24 protein-coding genes and 1 tRNA gene are annotated in these 26660 nt (G+C 57.5%); 10 read left to right on the top strand and 15 right to left on the bottom strand.

Going from position 1 to position 26660, the window contains the following annotated elements; all coding sequences use genetic code 11:
• Window positions 1-129 precede the first annotated feature (129 nt).
• The 4 genes from A8C75_RS06665 to A8C75_RS06650 all read left to right on the top strand — a co-directional run bounded on the left by A8C75_RS06665 (window position 130) and on the right by A8C75_RS06650 (window position 3757).
• The gene (locus tag A8C75_RS06665; protein ID WP_067379762.1) at window positions 130-1107 is read left to right on the top strand and encodes a TRAP transporter substrate-binding protein; all 978 of its coding nucleotides are present in this window, start codon (window positions 130-132) and stop codon (window positions 1105-1107) included.
• Between the two features lie 70 nt (window positions 1108-1177).
• Window positions 1178-1669, top strand: coding sequence for a TRAP transporter small permease (locus A8C75_RS06660; protein WP_067379759.1), 492 nt, complete (start codon window positions 1178-1180; stop codon window positions 1667-1669).
• Window positions 1670-1672: 3 nt separating this feature from the next.
• Window positions 1673-2941 (top strand): TRAP transporter large permease, encoded by a 1269-nt coding sequence (locus A8C75_RS06655; RefSeq protein ID WP_067379757.1) that lies wholly within the window; start codon window positions 1673-1675, stop codon window positions 2939-2941.
• Window positions 2942-2989: 48 nt separating this feature from the next.
• Window positions 2990-3757: an SDR family oxidoreductase gene (locus A8C75_RS06650; RefSeq protein WP_067379755.1), complete on the top strand. Its 768-nt coding sequence runs from the start codon at window positions 2990-2992 to the stop codon at window positions 3755-3757.
• Between the two features lie 592 nt (window positions 3758-4349).
• Here the strand turns inward: A8C75_RS06650 and A8C75_RS06645 are convergent.
• The 12 genes from A8C75_RS06645 to A8C75_RS06590 form a co-directional block, all read right to left on the bottom strand.
• Window positions 4350-5738 (bottom strand): plasmid recombination protein, encoded by a 1389-nt coding sequence (locus tag A8C75_RS06645; protein ID WP_157890229.1) that lies wholly within the window; start codon window positions 5736-5738, stop codon window positions 4350-4352.
• Between the two features lie 175 nt (window positions 5739-5913).
• Window positions 5914-7617: a site-specific integrase gene (locus A8C75_RS06640; protein WP_084783803.1), complete on the bottom strand. Its 1704-nt coding sequence runs from the start codon at window positions 7615-7617 to the stop codon at window positions 5914-5916.
• A 97-nt stretch (window positions 7618-7714) separates the two neighbouring features.
• Window positions 7715-7802: transfer RNA gene (locus A8C75_RS06635), tRNA-Ser, on the bottom strand.
• A gap of 359 nt (window positions 7803-8161) precedes the next feature.
• Window positions 8162-8836 (bottom strand): response regulator, encoded by a 675-nt coding sequence (locus tag A8C75_RS06630; RefSeq protein ID WP_067379749.1) that lies wholly within the window; start codon window positions 8834-8836, stop codon window positions 8162-8164.
• Between the two features lie 44 nt (window positions 8837-8880).
• Window positions 8881-10236 (bottom strand): cache domain-containing protein, encoded by a 1356-nt coding sequence (locus tag A8C75_RS06625; RefSeq protein WP_227819851.1) that lies wholly within the window; start codon window positions 10234-10236, stop codon window positions 8881-8883.
• 148 nt (window positions 10237-10384) lie between these two features.
• Window positions 10385-11671 (bottom strand): TRAP transporter large permease, encoded by a 1287-nt coding sequence (locus A8C75_RS06620; RefSeq protein WP_067379747.1) that lies wholly within the window; start codon window positions 11669-11671, stop codon window positions 10385-10387.
• Window positions 11668-12201, bottom strand: a complete 534-nt coding sequence (locus tag A8C75_RS06615) for a TRAP transporter small permease subunit (RefSeq protein WP_067379745.1) — start codon at window positions 12199-12201, stop codon at window positions 11668-11670. Before A8C75_RS06615 ends, A8C75_RS06620 begins: the two co-directional genes overlap by 4 nt.
• Before the next feature lie 261 nt (window positions 12202-12462).
• Window positions 12463-13539: a TRAP transporter substrate-binding protein gene (locus A8C75_RS06610; protein WP_067379742.1), complete on the bottom strand. Its 1077-nt coding sequence runs from the start codon at window positions 13537-13539 to the stop codon at window positions 12463-12465.
• A 323-nt stretch (window positions 13540-13862) separates the two neighbouring features.
• On the bottom strand, window positions 13863-15071 hold the full coding sequence (ftsZ, locus tag A8C75_RS06605; protein ID WP_067379740.1) for a cell division protein FtsZ: 1209 nt from the start codon (window positions 15069-15071) through the stop codon (window positions 13863-13865).
• An 86-nt stretch (window positions 15072-15157) separates the two neighbouring features.
• Window positions 15158-16417 (bottom strand): cell division protein FtsA, encoded by a 1260-nt coding sequence (ftsA, locus tag A8C75_RS06600; protein ID WP_067379739.1) that lies wholly within the window; start codon window positions 16415-16417, stop codon window positions 15158-15160.
• 450 nt (window positions 16418-16867) lie between these two features.
• The gene (locus A8C75_RS06595; protein ID WP_067379737.1) at window positions 16868-17533 is read right to left on the bottom strand and encodes a gamma-glutamylcyclotransferase family protein; all 666 of its coding nucleotides are present in this window, start codon (window positions 17531-17533) and stop codon (window positions 16868-16870) included.
• 6 nt (window positions 17534-17539) lie between these two features.
• Window positions 17540-17890, bottom strand: a complete 351-nt coding sequence (locus A8C75_RS06590) for a hypothetical protein (protein WP_067379734.1) — start codon at window positions 17888-17890, stop codon at window positions 17540-17542.
• 212 nt (window positions 17891-18102) lie between these two features.
• Between A8C75_RS06590 and A8C75_RS06585 the strand changes: the two genes are divergently transcribed.
• Complete coding sequence (locus A8C75_RS06585; RefSeq protein WP_084783802.1) at window positions 18103-19149, top strand: potassium channel family protein; 1047 nt, start codon at window positions 18103-18105, stop codon at window positions 19147-19149.
• 320 nt (window positions 19150-19469) lie between these two features.
• On the top strand, window positions 19470-20111 hold the full coding sequence (locus tag A8C75_RS06580) for an O-methyltransferase (protein WP_067379732.1): 642 nt from the start codon (window positions 19470-19472) through the stop codon (window positions 20109-20111).
• Window positions 20112-20147: 36 nt separating this feature from the next.
• Here A8C75_RS06580 and A8C75_RS06575 read toward each other — a convergent pair whose 3' ends face one another.
• The 3 genes from A8C75_RS06575 to A8C75_RS06565 all read right to left on the bottom strand — a co-directional run bounded on the left by A8C75_RS06575 (window position 20148) and on the right by A8C75_RS06565 (window position 22643).
• Window positions 20148-20741: a DUF3501 family protein gene (locus A8C75_RS06575; RefSeq protein WP_067379730.1), complete on the bottom strand. Its 594-nt coding sequence runs from the start codon at window positions 20739-20741 to the stop codon at window positions 20148-20150.
• 40 nt (window positions 20742-20781) lie between these two features.
• On the bottom strand, window positions 20782-22122 hold the full coding sequence (locus A8C75_RS06570; RefSeq protein WP_067379728.1) for a heterodisulfide reductase-related iron-sulfur binding cluster: 1341 nt from the start codon (window positions 22120-22122) through the stop codon (window positions 20782-20784).
• A gap of 101 nt (window positions 22123-22223) precedes the next feature.
• Complete coding sequence (locus A8C75_RS06565) at window positions 22224-22643, bottom strand: rubrerythrin family protein (protein ID WP_067379725.1); 420 nt, start codon at window positions 22641-22643, stop codon at window positions 22224-22226.
• Window positions 22644-22785: 142 nt separating this feature from the next.
• Here A8C75_RS06565 and A8C75_RS06560 point away from each other — a divergent pair, with 142 nt between their 5' ends.
• From A8C75_RS06560 to A8C75_RS06545, 4 genes are read left to right on the top strand one after another with little or no spacing between them, the layout of a single operon-like run.
• Complete coding sequence (locus A8C75_RS06560) at window positions 22786-23709, top strand: hydrogen peroxide-inducible genes activator (RefSeq protein WP_067379723.1); 924 nt, start codon at window positions 22786-22788, stop codon at window positions 23707-23709.
• Window positions 23710-23732: 23 nt separating this feature from the next.
• A complete protein-coding gene (locus tag A8C75_RS06555) occupies window positions 23733-26051 on the top strand; it encodes an intermembrane phospholipid transport YdbH family protein (protein WP_067379721.1) in 2319 nt (772 codons plus the stop codon).
• A gap of 49 nt (window positions 26052-26100) precedes the next feature.
• Window positions 26101-26301 carry a YnbE family lipoprotein gene (locus tag A8C75_RS06550; protein ID WP_067379718.1) on the top strand — a complete coding sequence of 67 codons (201 nt, stop codon included), beginning with the start codon at window positions 26101-26103 and terminating at the stop codon, window positions 26299-26301.
• 10 nt (window positions 26302-26311) lie between these two features.
• Complete coding sequence (locus A8C75_RS06545; protein WP_067379716.1) at window positions 26312-26653, top strand: YdbL family probable chaperone protein; 342 nt, start codon at window positions 26312-26314, stop codon at window positions 26651-26653.
• Window positions 26654-26660 lie beyond the last annotated feature (7 nt).

The following is a 26660-nucleotide window of genomic DNA, read 5'->3' as shown; positions in this document are numbered from 1 at the left end:
TAAAATAACCATAATAAAGCGTCTTGACGATTTCAAAAATGACAATGTATAGTAAGTGTGATCACGCTTTGTGTGATTAAGCGACTGCCACTGACAGTCGAAAATAAATTTCCAAAGGAAAAATAAGAAATGCGAAACTTTGTCTTTGCCACCGCGGCTACGATCAGCTTCATGGCCGGCACCGCCGTCGCGCAGGAAACCGAGGTATTTGATGTAAGCCTGCCTCTCGGGCCAACCTCGCATCACGCAGTCGGCGTACTCAAATTCGGTGAGGAGCTGGAGAGACTGTCTGGTGGGCGCCTCACCATCCGGCCCCATTACGACAACGCCTTGGGCGGTGAACGCGAGGTCGTCGAGGGAATAAGCTTCGGCCTGATCGACATGGGTATTTCCTCGACCGGACCCATGGGTGGCTTCGTCGATGATTTCATGCTGTTCGACCTACCCTACGTTTTCACCAGCCCTGAACAGGCCTACGGCTTTCTGGATGGGCAATATGGTGACGGGCTGGCGCAGAAGCTGGACGATCAGGCAGGCGTCAAGATCCTGGGTTGGATGGAAAACGGTTTCCGCCACAACACCAACAGCGTTCGGGCGCTGAATACACCCGATGATCTGGCCGGTATCCGGCACCGCACACAGGAAAGCCGTGTGCAGGTCGATACCTGGAGCGCACTGGGGGCTAATGCCTCGCCCATGGCCTGGACCGAGGTCTTTACAGCGCTTCAGCAGGGCGTGATGGACAGCCAGGAAAATCCAATCGCGACGATCTATGACGTCAAATTCTATGAAGTGCAGAAATACCTGAACCTCACGGGCCATGTGTATTCGCCGGCGCCCTTGATGATGGGGTCGAAGCTTTTCAACTCTCTGCCGGACCAGGATCAGGCGATCGTACTTGAGGCTGCCGCAACCGCCGTGCAGGTACAGCGTGAAGCGTCACAGCTCATGGAACAACAACTTATCACCAAATTGGAAGAGCTAGGAATGGTCGTCACACGTCCCGATCTCGCACTATTCCGGGAGCGTGTACAGCCTGTAATTGAGCAGTGGAAAGGGACCGTCGGGGCCGAACTGGTGAATGCCGCTATCAACTTCCAGCCTTGATTGCACTCTCTTTGGCGCGGGCCCGGCAAGCAGCCAAGGCCCGCCATTTCCAACACTTCAGGAGATTCCGATGCAAGTCGTTTTGCGTAAGCTGATACGAGGTGTGGACCAGGTCAACTGGCTGTGCGGATGGTTTCTGGCCGCTCTCCTGCTGGTGATGACCGTGCTGATTAGCTGGCAGGTCTTCGCGCGCTACGTGATGGGCAATTCGCTGACCTTCTCCGAGGAAGTCGCTCGCTTCTCGATGGTCTGGCTGACCATGCTGGGGGCGGCTTACGCCTATCGCCACGGCTCGCTGATCGCGGTCGACATGCTCTCCGAGATTGCGGGGGGGCGGTTTGCAAAGGGACTGCGCCTGATCATTGCGGTGGCATCCTGCATCTTCGCCTGGGTCTTGCTGACAGAGGGGGTCAACATCACGGAACGCGTTGTCGCGCAGACCGCGCCCAGCATACGGGTGTCGATGGCCTGGCTCTACGCGTCAGTGCCTGCGGGCGCGGCAATGATTCTTATCAATGCTTTCGCCATCATCGCAGACAACTTTACCGCAAGAAAGGACTAGGTCATGGCTGTGCTTCTTTTTGGGTCACTTCTGTTGTTTCTGGTGGTTGGCGTGCCCGTGACCTTCGCGCTAGGGCTTGCTGCGATCGTCACCATTTGGCTGGGCGAGATCATGCCTATGCTTATCGTCCCGCAAGAGATGATTCGTTCAATCAATTCATTCCCGTTACTTGCCATCCCATTTTTCATCCTCGCGGGCGATCTGATGCAGCGCGGTGGCATCTCGCACAGACTGGTTGAATTCTCGCGCACGCTCGTAGGCAGCATGAACGGCGGACTGGCAATGGTGGCCATCGTGACGTCAGCCTTCTTCGCCGCAATCTCTGGATCAGGCGCAGCAACCACTGCGGCGGTCGGGGCCATCTTGATCCCGGCGATGATCACCCAAGGCTACAGCGCCTCTTATGCAACGGCCAATCAGGCCGCGTCCGGTGCACTGGGCGTCATTATTCCACCGAGTATTCCGCTGATCCTCTATGCCATCGCCGCCAACCAGTCCGTGAGCGACATGTTCGCGGCGGGCTTCCTGCCGGGATTTGTCGTTGTTGGCTCGCTGATGCTCTACGCCTATTTCCATGCGCTGAAGCATCCCGCGACGCGTGACGAGCCCGCAAGCTTCGCCGAGATTTTTCGGGCGGGCCGCAAGGCCATCCTCGCCTTACTGATGCCAGCGCTGATTCTCGGCGGTATCTATGGCGGCATCGTCACGCCGACGGAAGCAGCGGTCATCGCCGTGGTCTATTCCTTCATCGTCGGAGCCATTATCTATCGTGAACTGCCGTTGCGAGATGTCCCAGACATTCTACGAAAATCTGCCGTCACCTCGGCTGTGGTGGTCAGCATCATCGCAACCGCCGGGCTCTATGGGCGCATCATCCTGTCGTTGGAGATCCCTACGCTCATCTCCGAACTGGTGGTCGGCTTCATCGACAGCCCGTGGCTGTTCGTCATCCTAGTCAACATTCTGCTGCTTTTTGTCGGCATGTTCCTTGAGGCAGCGGCGGCGATCCTGATATTCACACCGATCCTTTTGCCGATCGCGCTGAATTTCGGCATCAACCCGATCCATTTCGGCATCATCATGGTGGTGAATCTCGCGATGGGAATGTTCACACCACCGGTGGGGCTGAACCTGTTCATCGCCTCACAGATATCACGCATCTCGATCGCGCACCTGACGCGAGCAATCCTGCCTTTCGTCGCACTTATGCTTGTGGTGCTGATGATCATCAGTTTCGTCCCCTGGCTGTCTCTGACGCTGACGGGTCATTAATACGCTTGGCGGTTCCGACCCCAGCCTCTAAAAGAAGGAATACTTTGCATGGATCTGTCCCTTGAAGGTGCCCGCATTATCGTCACGGCCGGTGCAGGAGGCATCGGGCGCGCGATTGTCGATGGCTTCCGCGAAGCTGGCGCACAAGTCGCCACCTGCGATATTGATGAAGTAGCCCTTGCTGCGTTGCCTGAAGATATCTTTCGGCAGCAGGTCGATGTCGCGGATAGTGATGCCCTGACGCGATTCGTTGATGCGGCGGTGGAGCGACTTGGCGGGCTCGACTGTTTAGTCAACAACGCCGGTATAGCTGGGCCGACCGGGCGGATCGAGGACCTGGAGGTAGGAGTGATCGAGCAATGCCTGTCGATCTGCCTGACCAGCCAATTCGTAACCATCGGTCGCGCCGTCCCGCATCTGCGACAAAGCCACAATCCGTCGATCGTGAACATTTCTTCGCTGGCGGGCCGACTGGGCTTCAAGCTTCGCAGCCCCTATGCGGCGGCCAAATGGGGTGTGATCGGCCTGACCAAGTCCATGGCCATCGAGCTGGGCCCGGACAAGATCCGCGTTAATGCGATCCTGCCCGGCATAGTGGCCGGTGATCGCCAGCGCAGAGTGCTGGAAGCACGGGCGCTGGCAAGGGGTACTAGCTTCGATGAAGCGGAGCGCGAGGCGTTTTCGTTCACCTCGATTCATGACTATGTCACGCCGCAGCAGATCGCCGATCAGGTTATTTTCCTGGCCAGCCCTCGCAGCATGACCGTGTCGGGACAGTCGATTTCAGTCTGCGGCGATACGGGAATGCTTGGCTGACCGGAGGTCCCATTAATCCGGGCATGCCAACGCAACAGGCGCTGGACTACCCGGAAACAATGGCCGAGGTAGTGAGGAGGAATGGAGCGCTGTGGCGTTGTAAAGCGTTTCCGGTCTGCTATACGTTTACCGCCGCAGTCTCTTTCATCCAATGCGACGATCAAAGGTTTCGAAGGTCATACGAGCGCTGAAAAAACGACAGGCGACTGTCATTAAAATCCAGCCAGGAGCCAGGAGCCATGGGCAAGGTAACGTACGCTTGGCATCGGACCAGACATGATGCTGACGGAACGCTCGAATATCGCAAAAAAGCAATCGAGAAATAGGCGGCTTGACCAGCTCTAATCAGCCCACATTTTAACGGTGTTCAGTTTTTGCAACAGAGTGCCATCGAACGAGAGTGTGTATTGGCCGAAGAGAGCCTCCGACTCAAGCGACAACTGACTAAGAACCCCGAGGAGCTTGAAATCGAAAAAAGCCTTTATTCACGATCGCAGGCAAACTTTCAACATTTTCAGCCTATACGCTTGTGCCCAAAAGTATGCTGGCGTTGGGCTGTTCGGCACATCCTGAACCGCTAGGTCGACCATGCCTACAACGACTGCGCCGGATCTGTAACCGCGCCCCCTACCCCGTTGCCAGGCTGCGTATGTGCCATCAACCGCAGTTGAATCACATAGTTATCCAGCACATCCGCGAGCACCTGATCGCTCGAGCTGGCTTTCATGAACTGCTGCAATTGGTCGAGTCGCGCCCGGACAGCATCACCTTCGCTCCGAAAAGCCTGAGCATCGATAGGCACCTGTAAAGCCACTTTAAGCGCATTCAGCGCGCGTGTTGCGGTCTCACGCTCACAATTAATCGCATCCACGCGGCTCACTTCGCCGGTCAGCCGGTAGATCTGCGCATGCAGCACTTTTGTTTTTTGCCGCCAGCGCTTTTCCGCCCGGTGCTCGAAGAGCTTTTTGAGACCAAAGAACCCCAGTATTCGGCCGCCCAGTGATTCGTACGGCTTGAATTTTTCCACCAGTGCCTGGGCCGCGACCCGCGCATCCTCCGCCGTTTGGCGCGCCTGAGCCGCAACAAGCGCATCCGCCTGGGCTTGCTGATGCAGTTTTTCGGCCCGCTCCTTTTCTTGCGCAATGCGCGCGGTCTGCAACCGGGCTTCTTCCTGCGTCGCTTCCACAAGCCACGTAGCCTGCGCCTGGGCGTCCGACAGGACCTTTGCCGCTTGCCGGTCCACGATATCGGCCTGCCGCTTGGCATTGGCCAGGGCTTCCGCCTTAGCTTGCTCACGTTGCCACTGCGCACGCGTCAGCCGCTGACGCCGCGGCCCTATGCGGGCCTGACCGTAGTGCACGGCAACTTCATGATGATAACGGTCCTGAAACCTCCTCATTTCAGCTTTGTACGCGTCGTTACCGGCTTTTTTACCTTGGCCTGTACGGTCGTTGCCCTGCACAGCTCGGCGGGCCAGCTCACCTTTGTGCAATTGCTTGAAATCATTGCAGGGCTCGGTCGCCCCCACCAGAATGTGGATATGCGGATGACTCTCGTCCCAATGCAGCGCGGCAACCTGTACGCGGCCGGGAAATTCGCTTTGCGCAAATGCAATTGAGTCTTCCGCCCATTCCCGTATCTCTGCCAGGCGCAGCTGCCGCTGCTCGTCCGGCAGCGCGTCCAGGTCAGCGACTGACAGCGGATAACTCGCTATCAGGCCAATGCCTGTATTGGCGTCGGCCCTTACCTTGCGCTTTTTACCGCCATGCAAAGTGGTGCTCGCATCTGCCGCTATCGAAACCTGCTCCGCCACTGCAACGAACGAAGTGCCCAGTAAGTACTCAGGCTGCAACGGCGACTTAACATGCGGGTGGCTGTAAGACACCCGTTCAGCCTCCCGCGCAATTGACGTCAGACTGCGCTTTTTACTCGTCCCCTTAGTTCCGTATGCTTCGTAGTGTATAAATTGATAACCCGCCATGAGTTCCTTCTCTTGCTTTCAACATATAGCACTCCATGCTATTTAGAATATGTTAACCAATCGACTGTAATTCCCATCGCCTGACATCCTGAACAACAGCACGGCATTGGATAGGCAAAAAACACTGATCGATGGAAATAAATTTTCCATCTATGCTCAACCACGAAATAAAAAATTACGCGGCGTCTTTAGCTTTACGAATGGGCTGCTTTCGTTTCACGCGATGAGTACGTCGCTGACGCGGTTCAAAATCATCTTTCATCCGCAAGAAACGCGGGTAATCGACGTGCTCCATATCCATGTCATAGCGTATTTTTTCTATTTCTTTACTCAACGACTGAATATTGAAGCCACGTCCGTAGTTACTCGTCATACTGGCATTCTCGTGCCCGACAATAGCAGCAATACGCGCTTCTTCTACACCGGCATTCCGCAACAGGTCAATAACCGTATGTCGATGACTATGGAAGGATTTATTACCACGATTTTTAATCTGGACTGTGTCGAGATAGCCATTGGCCTTCGCCTCGCCGTCACCATTATACCAGCGTCCAACTTTACGCCCCCAACGACTGCCTTTCTCGTACTCAAGCCCCTCAAACAGCATTGTATTTGACGCATCGCCAACTACGGCCTTATTACGCGATTCCCAATACTCAATAAAACCAAACTTCAGAAGCTGACTATGAATCGGAACCTTGCGCTTCGAGCTTTTGCGCTTCAGGTTCTGATGTTCATCTTCATCGGTAATATTAAAGCACCAGATATCCCCTTCGCACTGGATGTCAGCAACCCCCAGCTGACATAGCTCGTTCAAGCGAGCGCCCGTGTACATGGCCATCAGAGGCACCCAAAAGTGCGCGGACAGGAACTGACGCTTGCCACCCGTGTAATCAGCGGTATACATATACCCATTGACGATAGCTTTCAGGTCGGCAGGATCAAACGGGTGCTTTTCGTCCTCTTCAAGGGTTTCTGCCGGGAAATCGATATCGCGGGCAATATCTTTTTCAAGGTCATCGTTGGAGTAGGCAAAACGTATCAGAGACTGGCAGATTTCAAAGTACGCCTTGGCGGTATTGGGAGATATGCGCGCATAAGTATCCCGCGCCATCAAAACCTGTAGCGACTCGCTCGCCGAGTGGCCCAGATTACGTCGGGCAGGATACTGACGTAGCGTCTTTTTGACGTCAACTATATCGGACTTTTTGAGAGAACCAACAATTTTGTCCTTTCCGATTATCTCGACGATAGCGTTAATCCGGCCGACGTTAATCTGTAAGGTTTTTTCGTCCTTCCACTTTCCCGCCACCAGGCGATCCTGCAAAAAGTCATCAGCAAGCTCACGAACGCTATAGCCTTTTATTTGCCCCCCATTCCCCGATGCAGACTCTTCCAGCACACCAGAAACAGCCGCAGGACGAGATACAGAATGCACTTCAGAGATCTCTGTATACTCACCCATCATTTTTAAATACTTCAACAGCGCTTCCAGGTCTTGATCGGCAGAGCCGTAGTCAAACCGAACTTCACTGCCACTATTACTCTGATGTGTAATGCTTTTTAAAAACATACTGCTATCCTTCTCTACAAATCCTTTTAAGTAACTAACCACCCCCCGGGCCATTATATTGGCCTCATGTTCGGTTAACTCTTTTTTAAAATACTCGTATTTTAAAACGCTAGCAATTAATTCATTAAAAAAATTAATATGTGCGAAAGCCCTGTGTTTAGCAACGGAACGTTCTTTGGTTTTAAGGGAGCAGCGGAATATAGAAGAAATGGACGGCAAAAAACCGAGAACAGCCTTGGGCCAGATCAGGCGAAGGTAGTAAGTCCCGGTTGCAGTACGGTAAGTATGTGGTAAGTGCGCAGGCATGAGCGAAACCCCTAACTGTCATAGCTAAGTGTCACACCTGGGTATTTTTACTGACATTTCCCTTTAAGTCATTGAAACTTAAAGAGAATTAAGAATATGGCGGTGAGGGAGGGATTCGAACCCTCGATACCTTGCGGTATACACACTTTCCAGGCGTGCTCCTTCGGCCACTCGGACACCTCACCATATTGTATGCTGCACTGTCTTTTCAGACTTGTAACTTGCACGCCTGGGCGTACTCGTTACCGTCGTCGCAAGCTCCGACGTTCTCTACGGCTTCGCCTCCGAGTCGGCCACTCGGACACCTCACCATATTGTATGCTGCACTGTCCTTTCAGACTTGTAACCTGCATGCCTGGGCGTACTGGTTACCGTTGTCGCAAGCGCCAACGTTACTTCTTTTCTCAACAGCACCGAGGGCTTTTGCTGCCGTTGCGTAACGTTGAGGCCGCGTAATTTAATGGATAAGGTCATGTATTGCAAACTTTTTATCTGATTTTTTAAGAAAAAGTCAGGCACTGCGAAGATAAGCCTCGCGTGGAGTCTACTTCAGCTCCACCAGGCCCTGTTCGATGGCGAAACGGGTCAGGCCGGCGGCGGTCTGGATGTTGAGCTTGGTCTTGATATTCTGCCGGTGGGTTTCCACGGTTCGCACCGAAATATCCAGGGTGCGGGCGATGTCCTTGTTACTGCCACCTTCCGCCAGCAGGCGCAGTACGGTTTCCTCCCGCGGTGTCAGTGGCTGCGAGTCGGGATCAGGCGCCGATGGACTCAGGGGCGCGGCAAAGGCCTCATCCAGACTGAACAGCGACTGAGACGCACTGGCGCTGAAGTAGGTGCCGCCCTGGTGCACGGTTTCGATGGCTTTTATCAGCTCATCGGAGGAGACATCCTTGAGGATGTAACCCGAAGCGCCGGCACGGATCAGTTGCAGTATGTACTCGCGGTTGTCGTGCATGCTGAGGATCAGCACCCGTACCGAGGGGAAGCGCTGCTGGAATATCTGGGTCGCTTCAAGTCCGCTCATCACGGGCATGGAAACGTCCATCATCACGACATCCGGCTGCAGCTGTTCAGCCAGTTCCAGCGCTTCCTGGCCGTTGTACGCCAGCCCGATGACATCCAGATGGGCTTCGGTGCCAAGCCGGGACGAAATGCCTTCAAGCACCAGTGGGTGGTCGTCCACCAGCAGCACGCGAATGGGTTTAGCGACGGTCATGCTCTAATACTCCCGAGTCTCGTACATAAATACTGCAGGGCAACTCATGCCGGCAGGCCGATGCATAGCCGCGCCCCCTCCCCCGGTGCCGATTCCAGCGCAAGCTCGCCACCGAGCAGCTCCAGCCGGTCGCGGATATTGCGCAGACCAATGCCCGCCTGGGGCGAGAGGTCATCGGGGTCAAAGCCACAGCCGTTGTCTTTCAGCTCAAGCCACAAGAGCCCGCTGCTATACCAACTGCGCACCAAAAGGTGGCTGGCGTCGGCATGTTTTTCAATATTGGTCAGGGCTTCCTGCACCACTCGATACAGGGTGGTTTCAATATCATCATTCAGACGTGCCGCCGGCAGCGAGAGCCGCAGATCCACCAGAATGCCGGTGCGCAGCTTGAATTCATCCAGCAGATTGCGCAGCGCAGGCTCCAGCCCCAGGTCATCGAGAATACTGGGGCGCAGGTTATGGGACACACGGCGCACTTCCTGTATCGCTTCATTAAGCACCGCCATGGCGTGATGCAGATCAGCCGTCGCCGAGGCACTGTCACCGGCCTTGGACAGCTTGTTCAGGGCCGACTCTATGCGAAACTTCACCGACACCATCAGCTGGTTGATGCCATCGTGCAGCTCCCGGGCAAAGCCGCGGCGCTGGCTCACCTGTAGCTGAATCGACTTGTGGGCCAGGGAGCGCAGGCGCCCATCGGCGAGGCGACTTTCATGCAGATTCAGCGCTATGCCGATAACGATAATCACCGCCACCGCCGCCGCCACTATCAGCAGTACGGTAAAGAAGGTATTGCGGATATTGCGCGTCACTTCACTGCGGATCTTCGCCACTTCCTCGGTGATGTCGTCTATATAGAGACCTGTTCCCAGCATCCAGCCCCACTTGGGCAGACTCACCACATAGCCGAGCTTTTCCTCCGACTCGCCCCGGGACGGTTTTTGCCACAGGTAACGATGAAAGCCGCCACCCTCGCGGGCACGCTGCAGCAGGCTGCGAATCACATAGTCGCCGCGCGCATCCTGCATGTCATACAGATCCTGCCCCACCAGGTCGGTGAGAATCGGGTGTACCAGCACCTTGCCGTTACGGTCATAAACGAAGAAGTAGCCATCATCGCCGAAGGTAAGATCACTCAGAATGCGCATGACCTCAATTTTCGCCGCCTCATCATGCACATCGGCATTGGCCACAATATGATCAATGGAGGTCAGCGCCAGACTGACATAATTCTGCAGCTCACGCTGCTTGGTGCTCAGCAGGTTGTCCTCGAAAATGCGGATTTCCTGCTCAGAGAGGTTGCGCGCCTGCTGCAGGCTGACCATGGTCACCAGGCTGCTCACCAGCAACAGTGGCAGGATCGCCAGCAATAACAGCTTGGCCTTTAATGACATACCCATGACACCTCTGGTGAACAAATCCGTACCGCTGCGCGGCAGGATCATGATAACAGCAAAAAACGGCGACCCCGACAGAAGTCGGAGCCGCCGCAGATGGCGATAGCTGTATAAACCTGCGCCGACAGTACCGGTGTCAGGCGGACCTTGCTCAGGTCAAACCATAGAGACCCGGGAACGCCAGAATCGTGACCAGCACCACCAGCTGCAACAGGATAAAAGGCACGACACCCTTATAGATGTGGGTGGTGCGTATCGAGTCCGGCGCGACCCCTTTTAGGTAAAACAGTGCAAAGCCAAAGGGCGGTGTGAGGAAACTGGCCTGCAGGTTCATGGCGATAAGGATCGCAAACCAGATAGGCGCTATCCCCAGGGCATCGGCCACCGGCGCCAGAATCGGCACTATGATAAAGCTGATTTCAACGAAGTCGATAAAAAAGCCCAGCACCAGAATGGCCAGCATCGACAGCAGCAGGAAACCCATCTGGCCGCCGGGCAGCTGTGTCAATACTTCTTCGACGATGTAATCACCACCGGTATAACTGAAGGCCATCGAAAACGCCGTGGCGCCCAGCAGAATGGCAAATACCATGGCGGTGACTTTCACCGTCTCCAGCGAAGCGTCATAGAGCATCTTGAAACTGAACTGGCGATAGATCAGCGCCAGCACCAGGGCACCAACCCCGCCCAGGGCTGAAGACTCGGTGGGCGTAGCAATGCCGGCAAAGATAGAGCCCAGCACCACCAGAATCAGTGCCAGCGGCGGCAGTATCGCCTTAAGCGCCTGACCGTAGTAGCTGCGGCGGCTGATGCTCGGATCCACCGGCAGAGCCGGTGCTGAGGCAGGATTCATAAAGGCATAGATAAGGATATAAACGATATAGGCGCCGATCAGAATCAAACCAGGCCAGAGCGCGGCCTTGAACAGATCCCCCACCGGGATACCCAGCACATCCCCCAGAATGATCAGGATAATGGAAGGCGGAATGATCTGCCCCAGGGTGCCGGATGCGCAGATAGTGCCGCAGGCCAGGGATTTATCGTAGTTGTATTTCAGCATCACGGGCAGCGAAATCAGGCCCATGGCAACGACGGAAGCGCCCACAACACCGGTGGATGCCGCCAGCAGCGCGCCCACCAGCACGGTGGAAATCGCCAGCCCGCCACGCACGCCGCCAAAGAGTTTTGCCATGGCTTCGAGCAGTTGCTCGGCCAGGCGAGTTTTCTGCAGCACCAGGCCCATAAAGATAAACAGCGGCACCGCCATCATAGTGGTACTTTCCATGATGCTTTGAATACGAAACGGCATGAAGGCGAAAATATCCGCGCCTTGCGCAAAAACACCAAACAGCAGCGCGACGCCACCAAAGATAAAAGCCACCGGGAATCCGCTGAGCAGCAGCGCCAGGGCGGCGAAAAACATTACGATACCGATCATGCGCGATCACCTTGAAGGTCGGTCACAGACTGCCCCCGCAGGGTATTAACGGATTTCAGCGCCAGCCCGAAACCACTCAGGGCAGTGGCAAAAAATGCGAACGGAATGGCGGCCTTGATCAGCCAGCGATACCCCAGGCCACCCGGGTCGCCGGAACTCTCACCCAGCAGGAAGGATTCATGGGCGAACCCCACACCGTACCAGCCCACCAGCAGACAGAACGGCAGCAGCAGACAAAGGGTGCCGGTCAGATCGATCCAGGCGCGCTTGCGCAGACTCAGGCGGTCGTAAATGATATCCACGCGTACATGGGCATCGGCGCGCAGGGTGAAGGGAACCCCCAGCAGAAACATCAGCGCAAACAGGTGCCACTCCATTTCCTGCATGGCGATAGAGACATCATTGAACGCATAGCGGCTCACAACGTCGTAGAACACGTTAAACAGCAGCAGCACAAACAGCACGGCAGCGGCCTTGCCAAACAGGTCCGAAACCCGGTTGACCGCACGCTCCAGTTTCAACATCAGCATGGAAACACCTCGGCATCTTTCTCGAAACGCACACCCGGCGCGGAACCAGGCCCCTGATACAGGAACGGGAGCCACTAGCAGCCTGTCGGACTTGGCCGATCGTAGCGAGGGAAAGCCCGATTTGAGGCAGTTTTTGAGCTCTTTTGAGGCAAATAGTGGTTCTATTTAACAAAAAAGAGGACGAAAAATGGCCAAATTCGGCTTTTCCGCAGCAGATCAGTGGTAAGTCCGACAGGCTGCCAGAGGCTCCCGTCGGACGGATCAGTCAGACAGACTGTTCAGGTAGGCGCGGTCGGAAATATTGGTCCAGACCCGGACCCGTTCCTGGTACTTCTGCTGCGATTCGATGATTTTCTTGGCCAGCGGGTCAGCGGCAGCAGCTTCCTGCAGCAGTTCGTCATTGGCACCCTTGAGCGCGGCCATTACATCGTTCGGGAACGTCTTGACCTGGATCTCCGGGAACTCGGTTTTCATTTCCGCCCAGGCGGTGGCCGAGGCATCGTAGTTCTGGATATACATGTCATAGGAGGCTGTACGCATGGAGACGCGCAGGATTTCCTGCAGATCCGCCGGCAGCTTTTCCCAGCTGCGCTTGTTGATCAGGAACTGCAGCTCGGTGGCAGGCTCGTGCCAGCCGGTGTAGTAGTAAGGCGCGATCTTGTGAAAGCCCATACGCAGGTCAAGCCCGGGACCTACCCACTCCAGCGCATCGATGGTACGACGTTCCAGTGCGGTGTAAAGCTCGCCCGGCGGGATATTGGTCGGGTTGGCACCCAGTTTCGCCAGCACTTCACCGGCAAAGCCCGGAATGCGCATTTTCAGGCCCTGGATATCATCCAGCGAGTTGATCTCTTTCTGGAACCAGCCGCCCATCTGGTTGCCGGTATTGCCACCGGGGAAGGACAGCAGGTTAAAGGGCTCGTACACCTCCTGCATCAGGTCCATGCCTTCGCCCTGGTAGAACCAGGCGTACTGCTCGGGGGTGGTCATGCCAAAGGGCATGGTGGTGAAGTACAGGGTATTGGGGACCTTGCCTTTCCAGTAGTAAGACGCCGAGTGGCCCATGTCGTACTGGCCGGCGCGAACCATGTCAAACACACCCAGCGGCGCCTTGTGCTTGTTGGCGGAGTCGATGGTGATCTTCAGGCGACCATTGGACATTTTCTCAGCCATGGCGGCCATGTTGCGCGGCGCATCGCCGAAGATCGGGAAGTTGGTCTGCCAGGTTTCGGCCATTTTCAGGCGGTAAACCTTTTCTTCGGCCTGGGCCGGATTGAACAGCGAGGCTACGCAAGCCGCCGCCGCAATCAGGGTGCGTGCAACAGGGAGTTTAAACATTGTTATTGTCACCTTTTGACTGGCTGCCCCCAGTAGGGGCTTCAAGTGCGCGCATGGCCTGTTTGGCCCTGCACACCCGCATCAGGCCCGTGTCGGAGCCGTTGCGCTATGGTGACGATTCGCCGCCAGCACCGCCATTCGCACTAATGCGCAGCAGGCCCGCAACCGCAGGCGCGGATTCTACTGACGAACCTAAGTAGTACTACCTAGATACCCCAGTTAAGCACCAAGAAAAAAGGCCACCCCAAAGGGGCAGCCTCAAAAGATCATGCAAAAAGGGTAGCGGCGCTATAGAACAGGCAAGGCCGCAACAAGCAGTCGAATCAGTCGGCCTGGCGGCGCAGAAACGCCGGTATATCCAGAAAATCCATATCGTCGGTACCGGTGCGCTGCAACGCCTGGGCCGGCGCTTCGGTCGCAGCCACAGGCGCCGCACGGGCTGCACGTTCATCTGCGCGATTGCGCAGCACGGTCGGCAGCTCCAGCTGGCTGTAGTCGGTGGTCGGTTTGCCGGGGCCCGGGCGGGATGTCACGCTGGCGGAGCCACCATTAGCGACCCGCACTTCCTGCTGCTGAACCTGTCCAAGACCGGTCGCAACCACTGTAATGCGAATTTCGTCACTCATTTCCGGATCAATAACAGTACCCACCACTATGGTGGCGTTGTCAGAGGCGTACTGCTCGACAATACTGCCGACTTCGGAGAACTCGCCAAGGCTCAGGTCAAGCCCTGCGGTAATGTTCACCAGCACGCCGCGCGCGCCCTTGAGGTCGACATCTTCCAGCAGCGGGCTATTGATGGCCGCTTCAGTGGCTTCCCGTGCGCGGCCTTCACCGCGGGCACTGCCGGTACCCATCATCGCCATGCCCATTTCGGACATCACGGTGCGGACGTCGGCGAAATCGACGTTGATCATGCCGGGGCGGATAATCAGATCGGCAATACCCTGCACCGCGCCCCTGAGGACATCATTGGCGGCATTGAAGGCATTGATCAGGCTGCAGTTTCTGCCCAGTACCGGCAACAGCTTTTCATTCGGGATTATAATCAGCGAATCGACGCACTCCTTCAGCTCGCGAATACCCTCTTCCGCGATCTTGAGGCGCTTTTTGCCTTCAAACGGGAAAGGCCGCGTCACGACGGCCACGGTCAGAATACCCAGTTCACGCGCCACTTCGGCCACTATGGGGGCAGCCCCGGTACCGGTGCCACCGCCCATGCCAGCGGTAATGAATACCATATCGGCACCGCTGAGCATCTGTGCGATACGTTCACGGTCTTCCAGCGCGGCCTGGCGACCGATCTCCGGATTAGCCCCGGCACCCAGCCCCTTGGTCAAATCACCACCGAGCTGAATGACACTGCGGGCGGCAAGCCCCGACAGCGCCTGTGCATCGGTATTGGCACAGATAAAATCGACACCTTCAACATCGGCGCTGACCATGTGCTGCACGGCATTACCGCCGCCGCCGCCCACGCCTATCACCTTGATGATGGCATTTTGCGCAATGCTATCAGCGAGTTCGAACATTTGGATCCCCTCCTTGCGAGGTGCCAGCTTCTTCGTCTGAACACCTGCCCTGTTTACGTTATGAACTGCCCTGCGACGAACAAAAACTAAAAATTACCCTGAAACCAGGATTTCATGCGTTCCACCAGCCCCGGCTGCTCGGTGACTTCTATCGGCTGAGGCTCGCGTCTTGACGCTTCGCCCTGGCCGGAATAGGCGCCGTTATAATTTTGCCTGGCATAAAGCAGCAGCCCCTGGGCTGTGGCATACACCGGGTTGCCCAGAATATCCTCCATGCCATGCACGCCGGTGGGGCTGGCGAGCCGCACCGGAATATGGAAAATTTCCTCCGCCAGCTCAACCGCCCCTTCCATCTTGGCGGTACCCCCGGTCAGCACTATGCCTGCGGCCACCAGATCCTCGAAACCACAACGACGCAGCTCCGCCTGAATCAGTGAAAACAGCTCTTCGTAGCGCGGTTCCACCACCTCGGCCAGAGACTGACGCGACAGGCTGCGCGGCGGCCGCTCGCCGACACTGGGAACCTTGATGGTCTCATCGGCACCGGCCAGTTGCGCCAGGGCACAGGCATATTTGACCTTCAGCTCTTCCGCATTCTGGGTGGGGGTGCGCAGTGCCATGGCGATATCATTGGTGACCTGATCGCCCGCCACCGGAATCGACGCCGTATGCCGAATGGCACCGCCGGTAAAGACTGCTATATCGGTCGTGCCGCCACCTATATCCACCAGGCAGACGCCCAGATCCTTTTCATCGTCAGTCAGGACCGAATAGCTCGATGCCAGCGGCTGCAGCACTATGCCGTCGACATCCAGCCCACAGCGGCGTACGCATTTTTCGATGTTCTGTACCGCATTGATGGACCCGGTCACCAGATGTACCTTGGCTTCCAGACGCACACCCGACATCCCGAGCGGCTCCTTGATGCCCTCCTGGTTATCGATCAGGTATTCCTGCGGCAATATATGAATGATTTTCTGATCAGCGGGAATGGCCACGGCCCGGGCGGCATCGATCACCCGCTCCAGGTCCTGTTCGGTCACTTCCCGGTCACGCACGGCAACAATGCCGTGGGAGTTAAGACTGCGGATATGGCTGCCGGCGATACCCACAGTGACGGAGTGAATCTTGCAGCCGGCCATCAGCTCGGCCTCTTCCACTGCCCGCTGGATGGAACTCACGGTGGACTCAATATTGACGACCACACCGCGTTTCAAACCACGCGAAGGCTGGGCCCCTATTCCGACCAGTTCAATACGCCCGTTCGGATCCATCTCGCCCACCATACAGACCACCTTGGAGGTGCCGATGTCGAGTCCGACAATCATATTGTTAGGGGTTACCATCTTGCCATCATCCGCTGTGGATTAAGTCCGTATAGAAAGGCGTTTTGGTTAAATATCGCAAGAACCACGCCAACTTCAATCGACCTTTTGCTAACTGCAGTCATAGCAAGAGATTGAAACAAAATGTACAAAAAAACAACAGCACTTACCACCTTTATATCGGCAATGTTTTACCGAAGTTTAGCAAAATTCTTTGTTTTTCAGTCTTCTAGTTTTTTCTCGGCGGCAAAGTTTTTCCGCCCCTGATGCTAATTAACTCACCCGCTTTTGAGGAATGATTAAAATAAAAATCAAGAATAGATTTTGATAAATAAAATAAACATCAATATTTAATATTGATTAATCTAAAATAAATCAAAAATTGTTTTTGATTTATCGAGCAAGATATCAAAACCTGATCTTGAATATAAAAGTCACAGGTTTGGCTAAAAACTTATTGAACGGCAGCGTTCAGCGCGCCCGGTAACTGTAACCGCCCCTGCTCCCCTGCCATTGCAACGGAGGCTCAAGGCTACCCAGGTATTGGCGGATACTGGTGCACCCATCTGCCAGATAACTGCTGTCCATAAAATTGTCCAGCACCGCCTGCCCCTGGGAGGCCGCCGCCTCAAGACAGAAGGCGAGGTAGCGCGGAAAGGGCAGAATATCATCGCGCCACAGCGGGCCGCTGTAATACTGCCCTACGCGACGATAATACTCCGCGTGGGTCACGCACTTGTTAAGACGGTAATCCATGTCAGTGCTGCTGGTACAGATACGCCCCTGAACCGGCATACCAGCCTCATCCAGTGCCACAACCTCGACCCAGCGATAACGGTGTTCACGTTCGTAGAGTGCGGAAAAATCCGCCTCGGGCACTTCGAAGGCCGAGCAGATAATCTCGCAGCCCGCCATCGCCTGCGTGGAGCAAGAGGCAATTTCAAGGCTTGCAGCATCAGCACCGTGGCGACTGAAAAACACCACCCCGACCTTGTTGAAAATGCGCCTGTAGCCAGGAAGGCGCACCCGTCTGAAGCCGGTGAGGCTCGGCACCGTTTCCAGCGCCGAGCGCTGCGACAGCAAAGAGCCATACCCCAGTACCGTAATCAAGCCTTCGCTTCCTGTCGCAATACCCATGGGTCACTACCAGTAAGTATAGAGCGCGGCGATTGAAGCCAGCACCAGCGGTGCCATCACAAAGAGTGTGCGTACATGGCCGAGCAGCGGCTGCAGCAGCACCAGGTGCGCCACCGGGAAGGTCAGGAAAATGCACAGCAACGGGATCCACCAATCCAGCAGACGAAAACCATAGGCCATGGCTCCCAGCAGCGTCAGCGCGGCGAAGTTGCCGATCATCACTACCCACAACTGGCCACTGCGCTGCAGCGCAAACGGCGGCTTTTGCTCATCGGGCAGCTTGTTAATGGCCCCGGCACTGAGGGCCGCGGACATGGACACAAAACCACTGAGCAAGAATAATACGAGGGGTTCCAAGGGGTAGGCTCCTGTGAGGTCATGGACGGCCGCATTGTACGGGATTTACCGTCTTATCCCCAGCCCTTGAACAGCATGACACCAAGCCTGCTTTGCCCCTCCCCCCTCCACGCCCGCCCCTGTTTTCCCCGCCATCGACCTCGCGGGCCTGGGTTGTTAGTATCCATGGCCCGGCATCACCGCCTTACAGACATCTGCAAAGTACCCTCGCCATGCTGCTGTTCAAACGCCTGCGCAAGCTGATTTACCACAACTTCAAGGAAATGAAGTGGCAGGGCCTGCTAATGTCACTGCTGGCCTATATGCTGCTGTGCTGGCTGGTACTGCGCCTGCTGGGGGAAACCGCACTGGCGGGCGCCGACTACCTCTACTGGATCATCGTCACGGCCTCCACGGTCGGCTACGGTGACCTGTCGCCCGCCACTATGGGGGGCAAGCTGTTTAGCGCATTTTTCGTTATTCCAATCGGTCTGGGCCTGTTCGCGCTGACAGTCGGCAAGGTTGCCGCCTTCAGCGCCTACCAATGGAGAAAGGGCATTATGGGCATGAAGGCACTGAACCTGAACGAACACATCCTGGTTATCGGCTGGGATCCGCACCGCACGCCTCAGCTGCTGCGCCTGTTGCTGATTGAAGCGCAACAGAACCTGGGCCGCACGCTGTGCCTGTGTGTCAGCGACGAAATCGAGAATCCGCTGCCGGGGGAAATCGAATTCGTGCGCGTGTCGGCCTACAACGACCCCGCTGACATGCAGCGCTGCTGCATTGACCAGGCCTCCAGCATCATCATCGACTGCGCCCGGGACGACAGTACCCTGGCCGCCGCGCTCTACAGCCACAGCCGCAACCCCCACGCCCACAGCATCGCCTATTTTCGCGACCAGTCTCTGAGCCAGCTATTGCGCCACCACTGCCCCAATATCGAGTGCACGCCCTCGGTCGCGGTGGAGCTGATGGTCAAGGCCGCCATGGACCCAGGCTCCAGCGCCCTGCACCGCCAGCTGCTGAGCGCAGGCGACGGCATGACCCAGTACTCGGTATGCTACCCCGAGCCGCTGCCACCGATCAGCATTCGCCGCCTCTATGCGCCCCTGAAGGAACACTACCAGGCCACCCTGATCGCGGTGGATCAGGAGGCGGACGGCGAACCCGAGATTAATCCGCCGCTGGATATGGAGCTGCAGCCCGGCGCGCTGATTTACTACATTGCGCCCAGGCGCATCCGTGACTTTGACTGGGCGACGCTGACACAGCCCTGAGCGGTATAAAGTAACTTGAGCGGGGGGCACCTCTGAGCCGCAACTACCTGCGCCCCCCGGGTGCAGCATCGCTGTGCCGGCATACCGGGAGCCCTGCAGGACGGCAAAAAAAGCTAGCAGCCTGTCGGGCTTGACCGATCGTAGCGAGGGAAAGTCCGTTTTGAGGCAGTTTTTGAGCTCTTTTGAGACGAATAGTGGTTCTATTTAACGAAAAAGAGCGCGGGAAATGACCAAAATCGGCTTTTCCGCAGTAGATTAACGTTAAGTCCGACAGGCTGCTAGAATGGCGCCCCCTTGTAAATGACAGTGCGCGCCTTGCCATGACCGACTTTCTCGTCCACGAAGCCATTGAAGACTACGCCTTTATCAGCACCGGCGCAGAGCCTGCATTACTGCAGGAGCTGATCGATGCCACCAACGAAAACATGGGCTGGCCGCAGAAACTGTCGGGCCGCCTGGTGGGGCGCACACTGAAAATGCTGGTGGCGCTGGCACAACCCAAAGTCGCGCTGGAAATCGGCATGTTCACCGGCTATTCGGCGCTGTCGATCGCAGAAGGCATGCCCGACGACGGCCGCCTGATCTGCTGTGAAACCAACCCCCGTGCCATTGAGTTCGCCCAGGGATTTTTTGATCGCAGCGAGCACGGCCACAAGATCGAGGTGATCTTCGGCCGGGCGCTGGATACGTTGGAAACCCTGGATCTGGAGCTGGATTTCAGCTTTATCGACGCCGACAAGCGCAGCTACCTTGAGTACTACGAACGGGTCAAGACCATGACCCGCCCGGGCGGGCTCATAGTGCTGGACAATATGCTCTGGTCCGGCAAGGTCATTCAGCCCGAATCCGATATAGACGACACCCTGGTGGAGCTCAACCGCCGTATCGCCGCCGACCCCGATGTGGAAAACATCTTCCTGACGGTGCGCGACGGCATTAACGTGGTGCGCAAGCTGCGCTAATCGCAGCCCCTCTCCCTATAGCGTAAAGCCCCGCCCTTAATGCCGCGGGACCAGGTCCCCCTGCAGCGCAGCCTGCAGCCCGTGCTCAAGCAACTGTCCGGCAATGCTGCAGGCCGGATGATCGACACCGGCATGCAGCGCCCGCCCCCGCGCGGCGGCGCTCAGCATGGCAGGCGTAAGTTCGAAACGCAGAAAGTGCACGCTGGAGGTCTTCTCTTCGTTGCTGCGCTCCATATCCTCATCGGCAATGGCAAATACCGGCTCCAGCGTGCCCACCTGTATCCAGACTCTGTGTTCGACACCGACCATCGCCTGTAGACGCCGACGCCGCTCCGGTACATCGGCAATTTCGATCATCAGCGTCGCCTTCCAGTTCGAGCCATCCGGAATCAGCGGATTGTAGGCATCAAGTTCATCCCGAATCTCGGCCTCCTCAAACAGTTTTTCGATGCGCAGCATTTCCTGAACCTGGTATTGCACCGTGGTGCGATCCTCGAACAGCAGGCGCAGATGTTCACCGAGCAGCAGCTGACGATCACGCTTGTGGGCCATCACCCGGGCGCGAAAATCACCGCGCATGCGGGCATAGGTTTCCAATGGCCAGAGATCCTGCGGGGTCAGTTTGTCCATGGTAGGGCTCCAGTCTGTACAGGGGAATGAAAGAGTCGCATCAAATGCCGTAGGCCTTGCGCAACAGGCTGATGGGGTGCTCGGCATGATCGACCCCGGCGCTCAGATGGGCAATATGGGTCGCAGCCATGGGGCAGTCGCTGGCAAAGTGATCCGCCTGCTGCTGCTCCACCTTGCGCACCACCGGGCGGGCAATTTTTACCGACTTGTCGCGGGTCTCGGTGCGCACCGCATAGGTGCCGTCATGGCCGGAGCAGCGCTCAATCGCATGCACCTGGGTGCCCGGCACCAGACTCAGCACATCACGGGTTTTAAGGCCGATATTCTGCACCCGCAGATGACAGGCCACCTGATAGCTGATGTCTCCCAGCCCCTGGGTAAAGTCCAGCTTAAGCCCGCCCTCCCGGTGTCGTAGCCACAGATACTCAAACGGATCAAAGAAAGCGGCCCGCACCTTGGCGACATCGGCATCATCGGGAAACAGCAGCGGCAGCTCCTGCTTGAACATCAGTACGCAGGAGGGAATGGGCGCGATCAGATCAAAGCCCTCATCCACCAACCGGGCCAGCAGTGGAATATTAAAGTCCCGCGCCCGGGCAACCGACTCAAGATCGCCCAGTTCCATCTTCGGCATGCCGCAGCACTTCTCCCGCGGCACCATCTCGATATGGATATCGTTGTGCTGATATACCCGGAACAGATCCTCCCCCAGCTCCGGGCTGTTGTAATTGCCATAGCAAGTCGCAAAGAGCGCCACCTTGCCGGTTGTCCCATTGATTTGCAGCGGACTCAGCGACTGCCGCAGTGGCGCGACACGCTTGCGCAGGGTCTTGCTGTGATATTTGGGCAAGGGCGCTTCGTGGTGTACGCCGAGGGATTTTTCCAACACATTGCGAAAGCCCGCGTTGGCGTTCATGGCATTCACGGTCACATCGATCAGCGGAATCGACGCCAGCGCCCCGACACGGTCGGTACTGGTCAGTGTCAGATCCCGCCAGGACGCCCCTGTCTGCTGAAAATGCACCGCCTTGGCACGCAGCATCAAATGCGGGAAATCCACATTCCATTCGTGGGGCGGCACATAGGGGCACTTGGTCATGTAGCACAGATCACAGAGGTAACACTGATCCGCCACCTTCATGTAATCCGCCTTGTCGACGCCATCCACCTCCATGGTGTCGGACTCGTCCACCAGATCGAACAGGGTCGGGAAGGCATCACAGAGACTGACGCAACGCCTGCATCCGTGGCAGATATCGAACACCCGCTCCAGCTCCTGGTTCAGCGCCGCGCTGTCGTAAAAAGCCGGCGACTGCCAGTCGATTGGATGGCGGGTGGGCGCCTCAAGGCTGCCCTCGCGCGATATCTTGCTCTGGCTCATGGCTCGGTTACCTGAAAGTTAGCCGCAAAGTACTCATGCAGGCAGATACTGGAGAGCACTGATGGAGAACACCCAGGCCCTCCCCCTAAACAAGCTTCTGCTCAGCCATCCAGGCCGTCGAGGGCTTTCTGGAAGCGATTGGCGTGGCTGCGTTCTGCCTTGGCCAGGGTTTCGAACCAGTCGGCGACCTCATCGAAGCCTTCCGCACGGGCGGTTTTAGCCATGCCCGGATACATGTCGGTGTATTCATGGGTTTCACCGGCAATGGCGGATTTGAGGTTCAGCCCAGTGGCACCGATCGGCAAGCCGGTGGCCGGGTCCCCCACTTCTTCCAGATATTCCAGGTGACCATGGGCGTGACCGGTTTCACCTTCTGCGGTGGAACGGAACACGGCGGACACATCGTTGTAGCCTTCAACGTCCGCCTTGGCGGCGAAATACAGATAGCGGCGATTGGCCTGGGATTCGCCGGCAAAGGCGTCCTTCAGGTTTTGTTCGGTCTGGGAACCTTTGAGCGACATGACGCACCTCCTGACACTATGGGGAAAACGCTGCTTCAAGGGGGCGAATGGCGTTCACGGCCGCGCCGCCCTGGTTAAAAAGTAGGCGGACAACTAGAATCTGTACAATAGATAAATTCTCATGCAATGATCGAATTTTCCGATGACTCACCCGCCGACCTTCAAACAGCTCAAATACCTCTGCGCCGTGGCCGAGCAGTTGCACTTTGGTCGCGCCGCCCGTGCCTGCCATGTGTCTCAGTCCAGCCTGAGTGCCGGTATTGCCGAGCTGGAAGCGCACCTGGGCGTGGTGCTGCTGGAGCGCAACAACAAGCGCGTGCTGCTCACCGAGGTAGGCGCCGCGGTGGTGACCCGCAGCCATCAGATACTGAACGCCGTGGATGATCTGGCAGCCCTGTGCGAACAGGCGGTGCCGCCCCTGAGTGGCCGCATGCGCCTGGGGGTTATTCCCACCATCGCCCCCTTTCTGCTACCCGGCCTGCTCAATCGCCTGCGCGCCCAGCATCCACAGTTTCAGCTCTATATCCGTGAGGACCTGAGCCAGCATCTGGTGGATGCACTGCACCAGGGCGACCTGGATCTGTTGCTGCTGGCCATTCCCTTCCCGGCGGATGCGGTCCAGTGCATGCACCTGTTTTACGATGGCTTTGTACTGGCCTGCCCATCACAGCATCCGCTGAACCGGGTTGAGCAGCTGTACACCCAGGATCTGGCCGGACAGGATTTGCTGCTGCTGGAAGAAGGCCACTGCCTGCGCGGACACGCCCTCGCCGCCTGCCATCTCACCAGTGCAACCCTGTCGATGCCCTATCAGGCCACCAGCCTGAATACCCTGGTCCAGATGGTGGCAAACGGCATCGGTATTACCCTGCTGCCCCGCATGGCGCTGGACACACCTATCCTCGCCGGCACCGATGTGCAGACCCGTGAATTTGCAGAGACAGGCGTTCAACGCGCCATCGGCCTGATGTGGCGCCGCCAGGCCGCCCGGGCCGATGAATTTCGCCTGCTGGGTGAATTTATCCAGCAATACAGAGTCCCTGCTATCAGCCCCGCCACGCCCTGAAGGGCCTCGACTTCGGAGATTCAATGCGCCCGGCCCTCTGGCTTCTAACACCCCTGCTGCTGCTCGCACTGCTGTACGCGCTGCTGCCCAGGCTCGCCAGCTACAGCATCGAGCGCTGGCTGCAGGCCCGTGGCATCGAGCAACCCCGTATCGAACTGGACTACCCGGGCTGGAACCGGCTGCAGATTCGCAGCTTCAGGCTCAGCCAGCAACAGAATGGCCAGCGTATCACCCTCGACTCGGGCCCCGTTCTGATCGAGTACGATCCGCTGGATCTGATCGGCCAGCTGCATCTGAACAGCCTGCGCATTTCCAGCCTCAAACTGCAGTTGCAAACACAGCCAGGCACCGCGTCTGACCCGGCCGCGCTGGATCTGCGCCCGTTACTGCCCGCGGCCTGGCTCGCACTGGCACCGGCTGACCGCCTCCAGGTTGGCCAGCTCGACCTCAGCCTGCTGACCGAGGGCCAACCCAGTCGCGGCCTGCGCGGCAACATCGACCTGCACCAGGGCCAACTGCACAGTCGCATGCAGCTATTTGAAAACGACAGCGCCCTGGGCTGGCTCGATCTGGCGCTGGATGAGGACAACCGCTTTGAACTGAGCCTGCTGCAGGATAACAATCCCGTTTACCAGGCCCGTGGCGAACTGCGCCAGGACGCTGGGCAACTGGAGATTCAGCTGCGGCAATCACTTGAGCTGGCCGAGGCCCTGCGCTGGCTGCAACAGCTGCCCAGCCCCCTGTTATTAGGCGATCAGCTCTCCGGCCAGCGCTTATCCGACGAGATGCCCGCCATCCAGGGCCGAGTTGAGGCCCAGGGCCTGCTGCGCCTGCCCCTCGCATTTGAAAGCGACCACTGGCTGCAGCAGATGACCCTGGAACAAAACCTGGCCGGCGCGTTGCAGCTTGATCTGAATCGGCCTGAGCTGCAGCGTGTGCAACTGCCACTGGATGCCAGCCTGAGCCTTGCGGCAGGTACCCTGAGTTTCAGCCTGGCCGCTGGCAGCCGGGTCGACCTCAGCGGCCTGGCCCTTCCCGGATTCGCGCCCGTGCAGGCCAGCGCGCAGCTACAGACCCCGCTGCAATGGTCCCGACGCCTGGACGATGCGGATACTGCGCCGCTGCAATTACCCGCCTTTGAGCTGCTGCTGCAAAGCCCCGCGCTGCAGCATGCCCGCGGCACCCTCAAGCTCAGCCCGGCCAGGCTCGATATCAGCCAGCTGGATCTGCAGCAGTACAGCGCCGCCGGTCGGCTGCGCATCGCCGAGATCAACTGGCAGATGCCGGGGCAGCCCTTCCCCTTGGCCGCACTGGACAGCCGCTTTGAACTCAAAGACTCGGTGCTCAGCAACCGTTTTACACTGGACCTGGCGGATCCTGCACTCAAGCTGCAGGGCCGCGCCAGCACCCGCCTGTCACCCTTTGTCAGCGATATCCACTGGCAGGCCAGCCCGCTGTCACTGCAACAGGCCGAGCGTCTGTGGAACCGCTATTATCCCCCGGCACCACCTGAACTCAGTGTCAGCGCAGGCGTGCTGCACCATAATGGCAGCGCCAATATCAGCAGCCGCGGCCTCGCACTGCGCCTGGAACAGCACACCGATCAACTCGCCGCACGCTGGGGCGCCCTTGAACTGCAGGGCCTCAACTGGCAGTCCAGTACCGAGCTGCGCCACAGCGGCCAGCTGCTCCACCAAGGACAGGTACAGGTCGAGCGCCTGGATACCGGCTTCCCGCTACAGGCCATTGCGCTGGACTATGGCTATCGGCAAACACCGGCACAGACACCCGTCCTGCAACTGAATAGCCTCACCGCACAACTGCTCGGCGGCGCCCTGGCGCTTGATTCAGTTGCGATAAATCCCCTGTCCCCCACACTGAGCACAGAACTGAGACTGCAACAGCTGCAACTGGCCAAGGTGCTCGAGCTGCAGCAGCAGGAAGGCCTCAGTGGCGAAGGCCTGTTGTCCGGTCGACTGCCGCTGACCTTTGATGCCAGCGGGTTTCAGGTACGGGATGGCCTGATTGCCAGCGAAGGCCCGGGCGAGATTCGCTTTGCACCCGATGCCAAGGTGGCCGCCTTGGGCCAGGCTCACCAGGGCATGGCCATGGCGCTAAAGGCGCTGAAAAACTTTCAGTACGAGGCGTTGTCGGTCAAGCTGCAATACGACGCCAGCGGCGCTGCCCTGATGAATACACGGCTGCAGGGCAGAAACCCGGACTGGAATAATGGCAGACCGGTCGATTTCAGCATCAATATCGAGCAGAACCTGCTTAAACTGATGCAGACGCTGCAATTTACGGACAAATTGACGGAATCGATCGAGAAGCGTTACCGTTGAGAGCTGACTCGCAGTCACAGCACTGCCGAGCCCTGGAGGAGACACGCATATGTACCTACACCGATTAATGCCCAGGGCCTCGCTGCTCACGGCCGGCGTTCTGCTTGGCGCATGCACGCCAACCGTGCAGGTCGCCATGCCCAATGAGCCGATCACCATCAACCTGAACGTCAAGATTGAACATGAAATCCTGGTCAAGGTTGATAGGGAAATCGATTCCCTGCTCAAAGAAAACAGCAATCTCTTCTAAGGACGTTGCCATGAACAACACGCTTAAATCACTACTGTCACTGATTGCTCTCACCGCCAGTCTGCTGGCGACGTCCGCCTGGGCCCTGTCACTGGATGATGCCAAAAGTCAGGGGCTGGTCGGCGAGCGCAGCAACGGCTACCTGGGCATAGTCGTGAACAATCCGTCCGCAGACGTCAAGACGCTGGTGGCGGACATCAACAGCAAACGCAAGCAGGCCTACCAGGAAAGCGCCAGCAGCGCGGGGGTTGAACTGCAGATCATCGAACTGCGCATCGGCCAGCGTCTGCAGCAAAAAACCGGCGGCGGTCAGTATATCCAGACCGAGGGTGGCGCCTGGCAGCGCAAGTGAGCCAAAC

It is taken from the genome of Marinobacterium aestuarii, assembly GCF_001651805.1.
Taxonomy (GTDB): Bacteria; Pseudomonadota; Gammaproteobacteria; order Pseudomonadales; family Balneatricaceae; genus Marinobacterium_A; species Marinobacterium_A aestuarii.
The sequence above is the reverse complement of the archived record's forward strand: the minus strand, read 5'-3'. Positions and strand labels throughout refer to the sequence as shown.

What these genes read in the sequence shown, in the direction of transcription:
- A8C75_RS06665 (WP_067379762.1), top strand. Translation starts at nt 130, where the DNA reads ATGCGAAACTTTGTCTTTGCCACCGCGGCTACGATCAGCTTCATGGCC.
- A8C75_RS06660 (WP_067379759.1), top strand. Translation starts at nt 1,178, where the DNA reads ATGCAAGTCGTTTTGCGTAAGCTGATACGAGGTGTGGACCAGGTCAAC.
- A8C75_RS06655 (WP_067379757.1), top strand. Translation starts at nt 1,673, where the DNA reads ATGGCTGTGCTTCTTTTTGGGTCACTTCTGTTGTTTCTGGTGGTTGGC.
- A8C75_RS06650 (WP_067379755.1), top strand. Translation starts at nt 2,990, where the DNA reads ATGGATCTGTCCCTTGAAGGTGCCCGCATTATCGTCACGGCCGGTGCA.
- A8C75_RS06645 (WP_157890229.1), bottom strand. Translation starts at nt 5,738, where the DNA reads ATGGCGGGTTATCAATTTATACACTACGAAGCATACGGAACTAAGGGG.
- A8C75_RS06640 (WP_084783803.1), bottom strand. Translation starts at nt 7,617, where the DNA reads ATGCCTGCGCACTTACCACATACTTACCGTACTGCAACCGGGACTTAC.
- A8C75_RS06630 (WP_067379749.1), bottom strand. Translation starts at nt 8,836, where the DNA reads ATGACCGTCGCTAAACCCATTCGCGTGCTGCTGGTGGACGACCACCCA.
- A8C75_RS06625 (WP_227819851.1), bottom strand. Translation starts at nt 10,236, where the DNA reads ATGGGTATGTCATTAAAGGCCAAGCTGTTATTGCTGGCGATCCTGCCA.
- A8C75_RS06620 (WP_067379747.1), bottom strand. Translation starts at nt 11,671, where the DNA reads ATGATCGGTATCGTAATGTTTTTCGCCGCCCTGGCGCTGCTGCTCAGC.
- A8C75_RS06615 (WP_067379745.1), bottom strand. Translation starts at nt 12,201, where the DNA reads ATGCTGATGTTGAAACTGGAGCGTGCGGTCAACCGGGTTTCGGACCTG.
- A8C75_RS06610 (WP_067379742.1), bottom strand. Translation starts at nt 13,539, where the DNA reads ATGTTTAAACTCCCTGTTGCACGCACCCTGATTGCGGCGGCGGCTTGC.
- ftsZ (WP_067379740.1), bottom strand. Translation starts at nt 15,071, where the DNA reads ATGTTCGAACTCGCTGATAGCATTGCGCAAAATGCCATCATCAAGGTG.
- ftsA (WP_067379739.1), bottom strand. Translation starts at nt 16,417, where the DNA reads ATGGTAACCCCTAACAATATGATTGTCGGACTCGACATCGGCACCTCC.
- A8C75_RS06595 (WP_067379737.1), bottom strand. Translation starts at nt 17,533, where the DNA reads ATGGGTATTGCGACAGGAAGCGAAGGCTTGATTACGGTACTGGGGTAT.
- A8C75_RS06585 (WP_084783802.1), top strand. Translation starts at nt 18,103, where the DNA reads ATGCTGCTGTTCAAACGCCTGCGCAAGCTGATTTACCACAACTTCAAG.
- A8C75_RS06580 (WP_067379732.1), top strand. Translation starts at nt 19,470, where the DNA reads ATGACCGACTTTCTCGTCCACGAAGCCATTGAAGACTACGCCTTTATC.
- A8C75_RS06575 (WP_067379730.1), bottom strand. Translation starts at nt 20,741, where the DNA reads ATGGACAAACTGACCCCGCAGGATCTCTGGCCATTGGAAACCTATGCC.
- A8C75_RS06570 (WP_067379728.1), bottom strand. Translation starts at nt 22,122, where the DNA reads ATGAGCCAGAGCAAGATATCGCGCGAGGGCAGCCTTGAGGCGCCCACC.
- A8C75_RS06565 (WP_067379725.1), bottom strand. Translation starts at nt 22,643, where the DNA reads ATGTCGCTCAAAGGTTCCCAGACCGAACAAAACCTGAAGGACGCCTTT.
- A8C75_RS06560 (WP_067379723.1), top strand. Translation starts at nt 22,786, where the DNA reads ATGACTCACCCGCCGACCTTCAAACAGCTCAAATACCTCTGCGCCGTG.
- A8C75_RS06555 (WP_067379721.1), top strand. Translation starts at nt 23,733, where the DNA reads ATGCGCCCGGCCCTCTGGCTTCTAACACCCCTGCTGCTGCTCGCACTG.
- A8C75_RS06550 (WP_067379718.1), top strand. Translation starts at nt 26,101, where the DNA reads ATGTACCTACACCGATTAATGCCCAGGGCCTCGCTGCTCACGGCCGGC.
- A8C75_RS06545 (WP_067379716.1), top strand. Translation starts at nt 26,312, where the DNA reads ATGAACAACACGCTTAAATCACTACTGTCACTGATTGCTCTCACCGCC.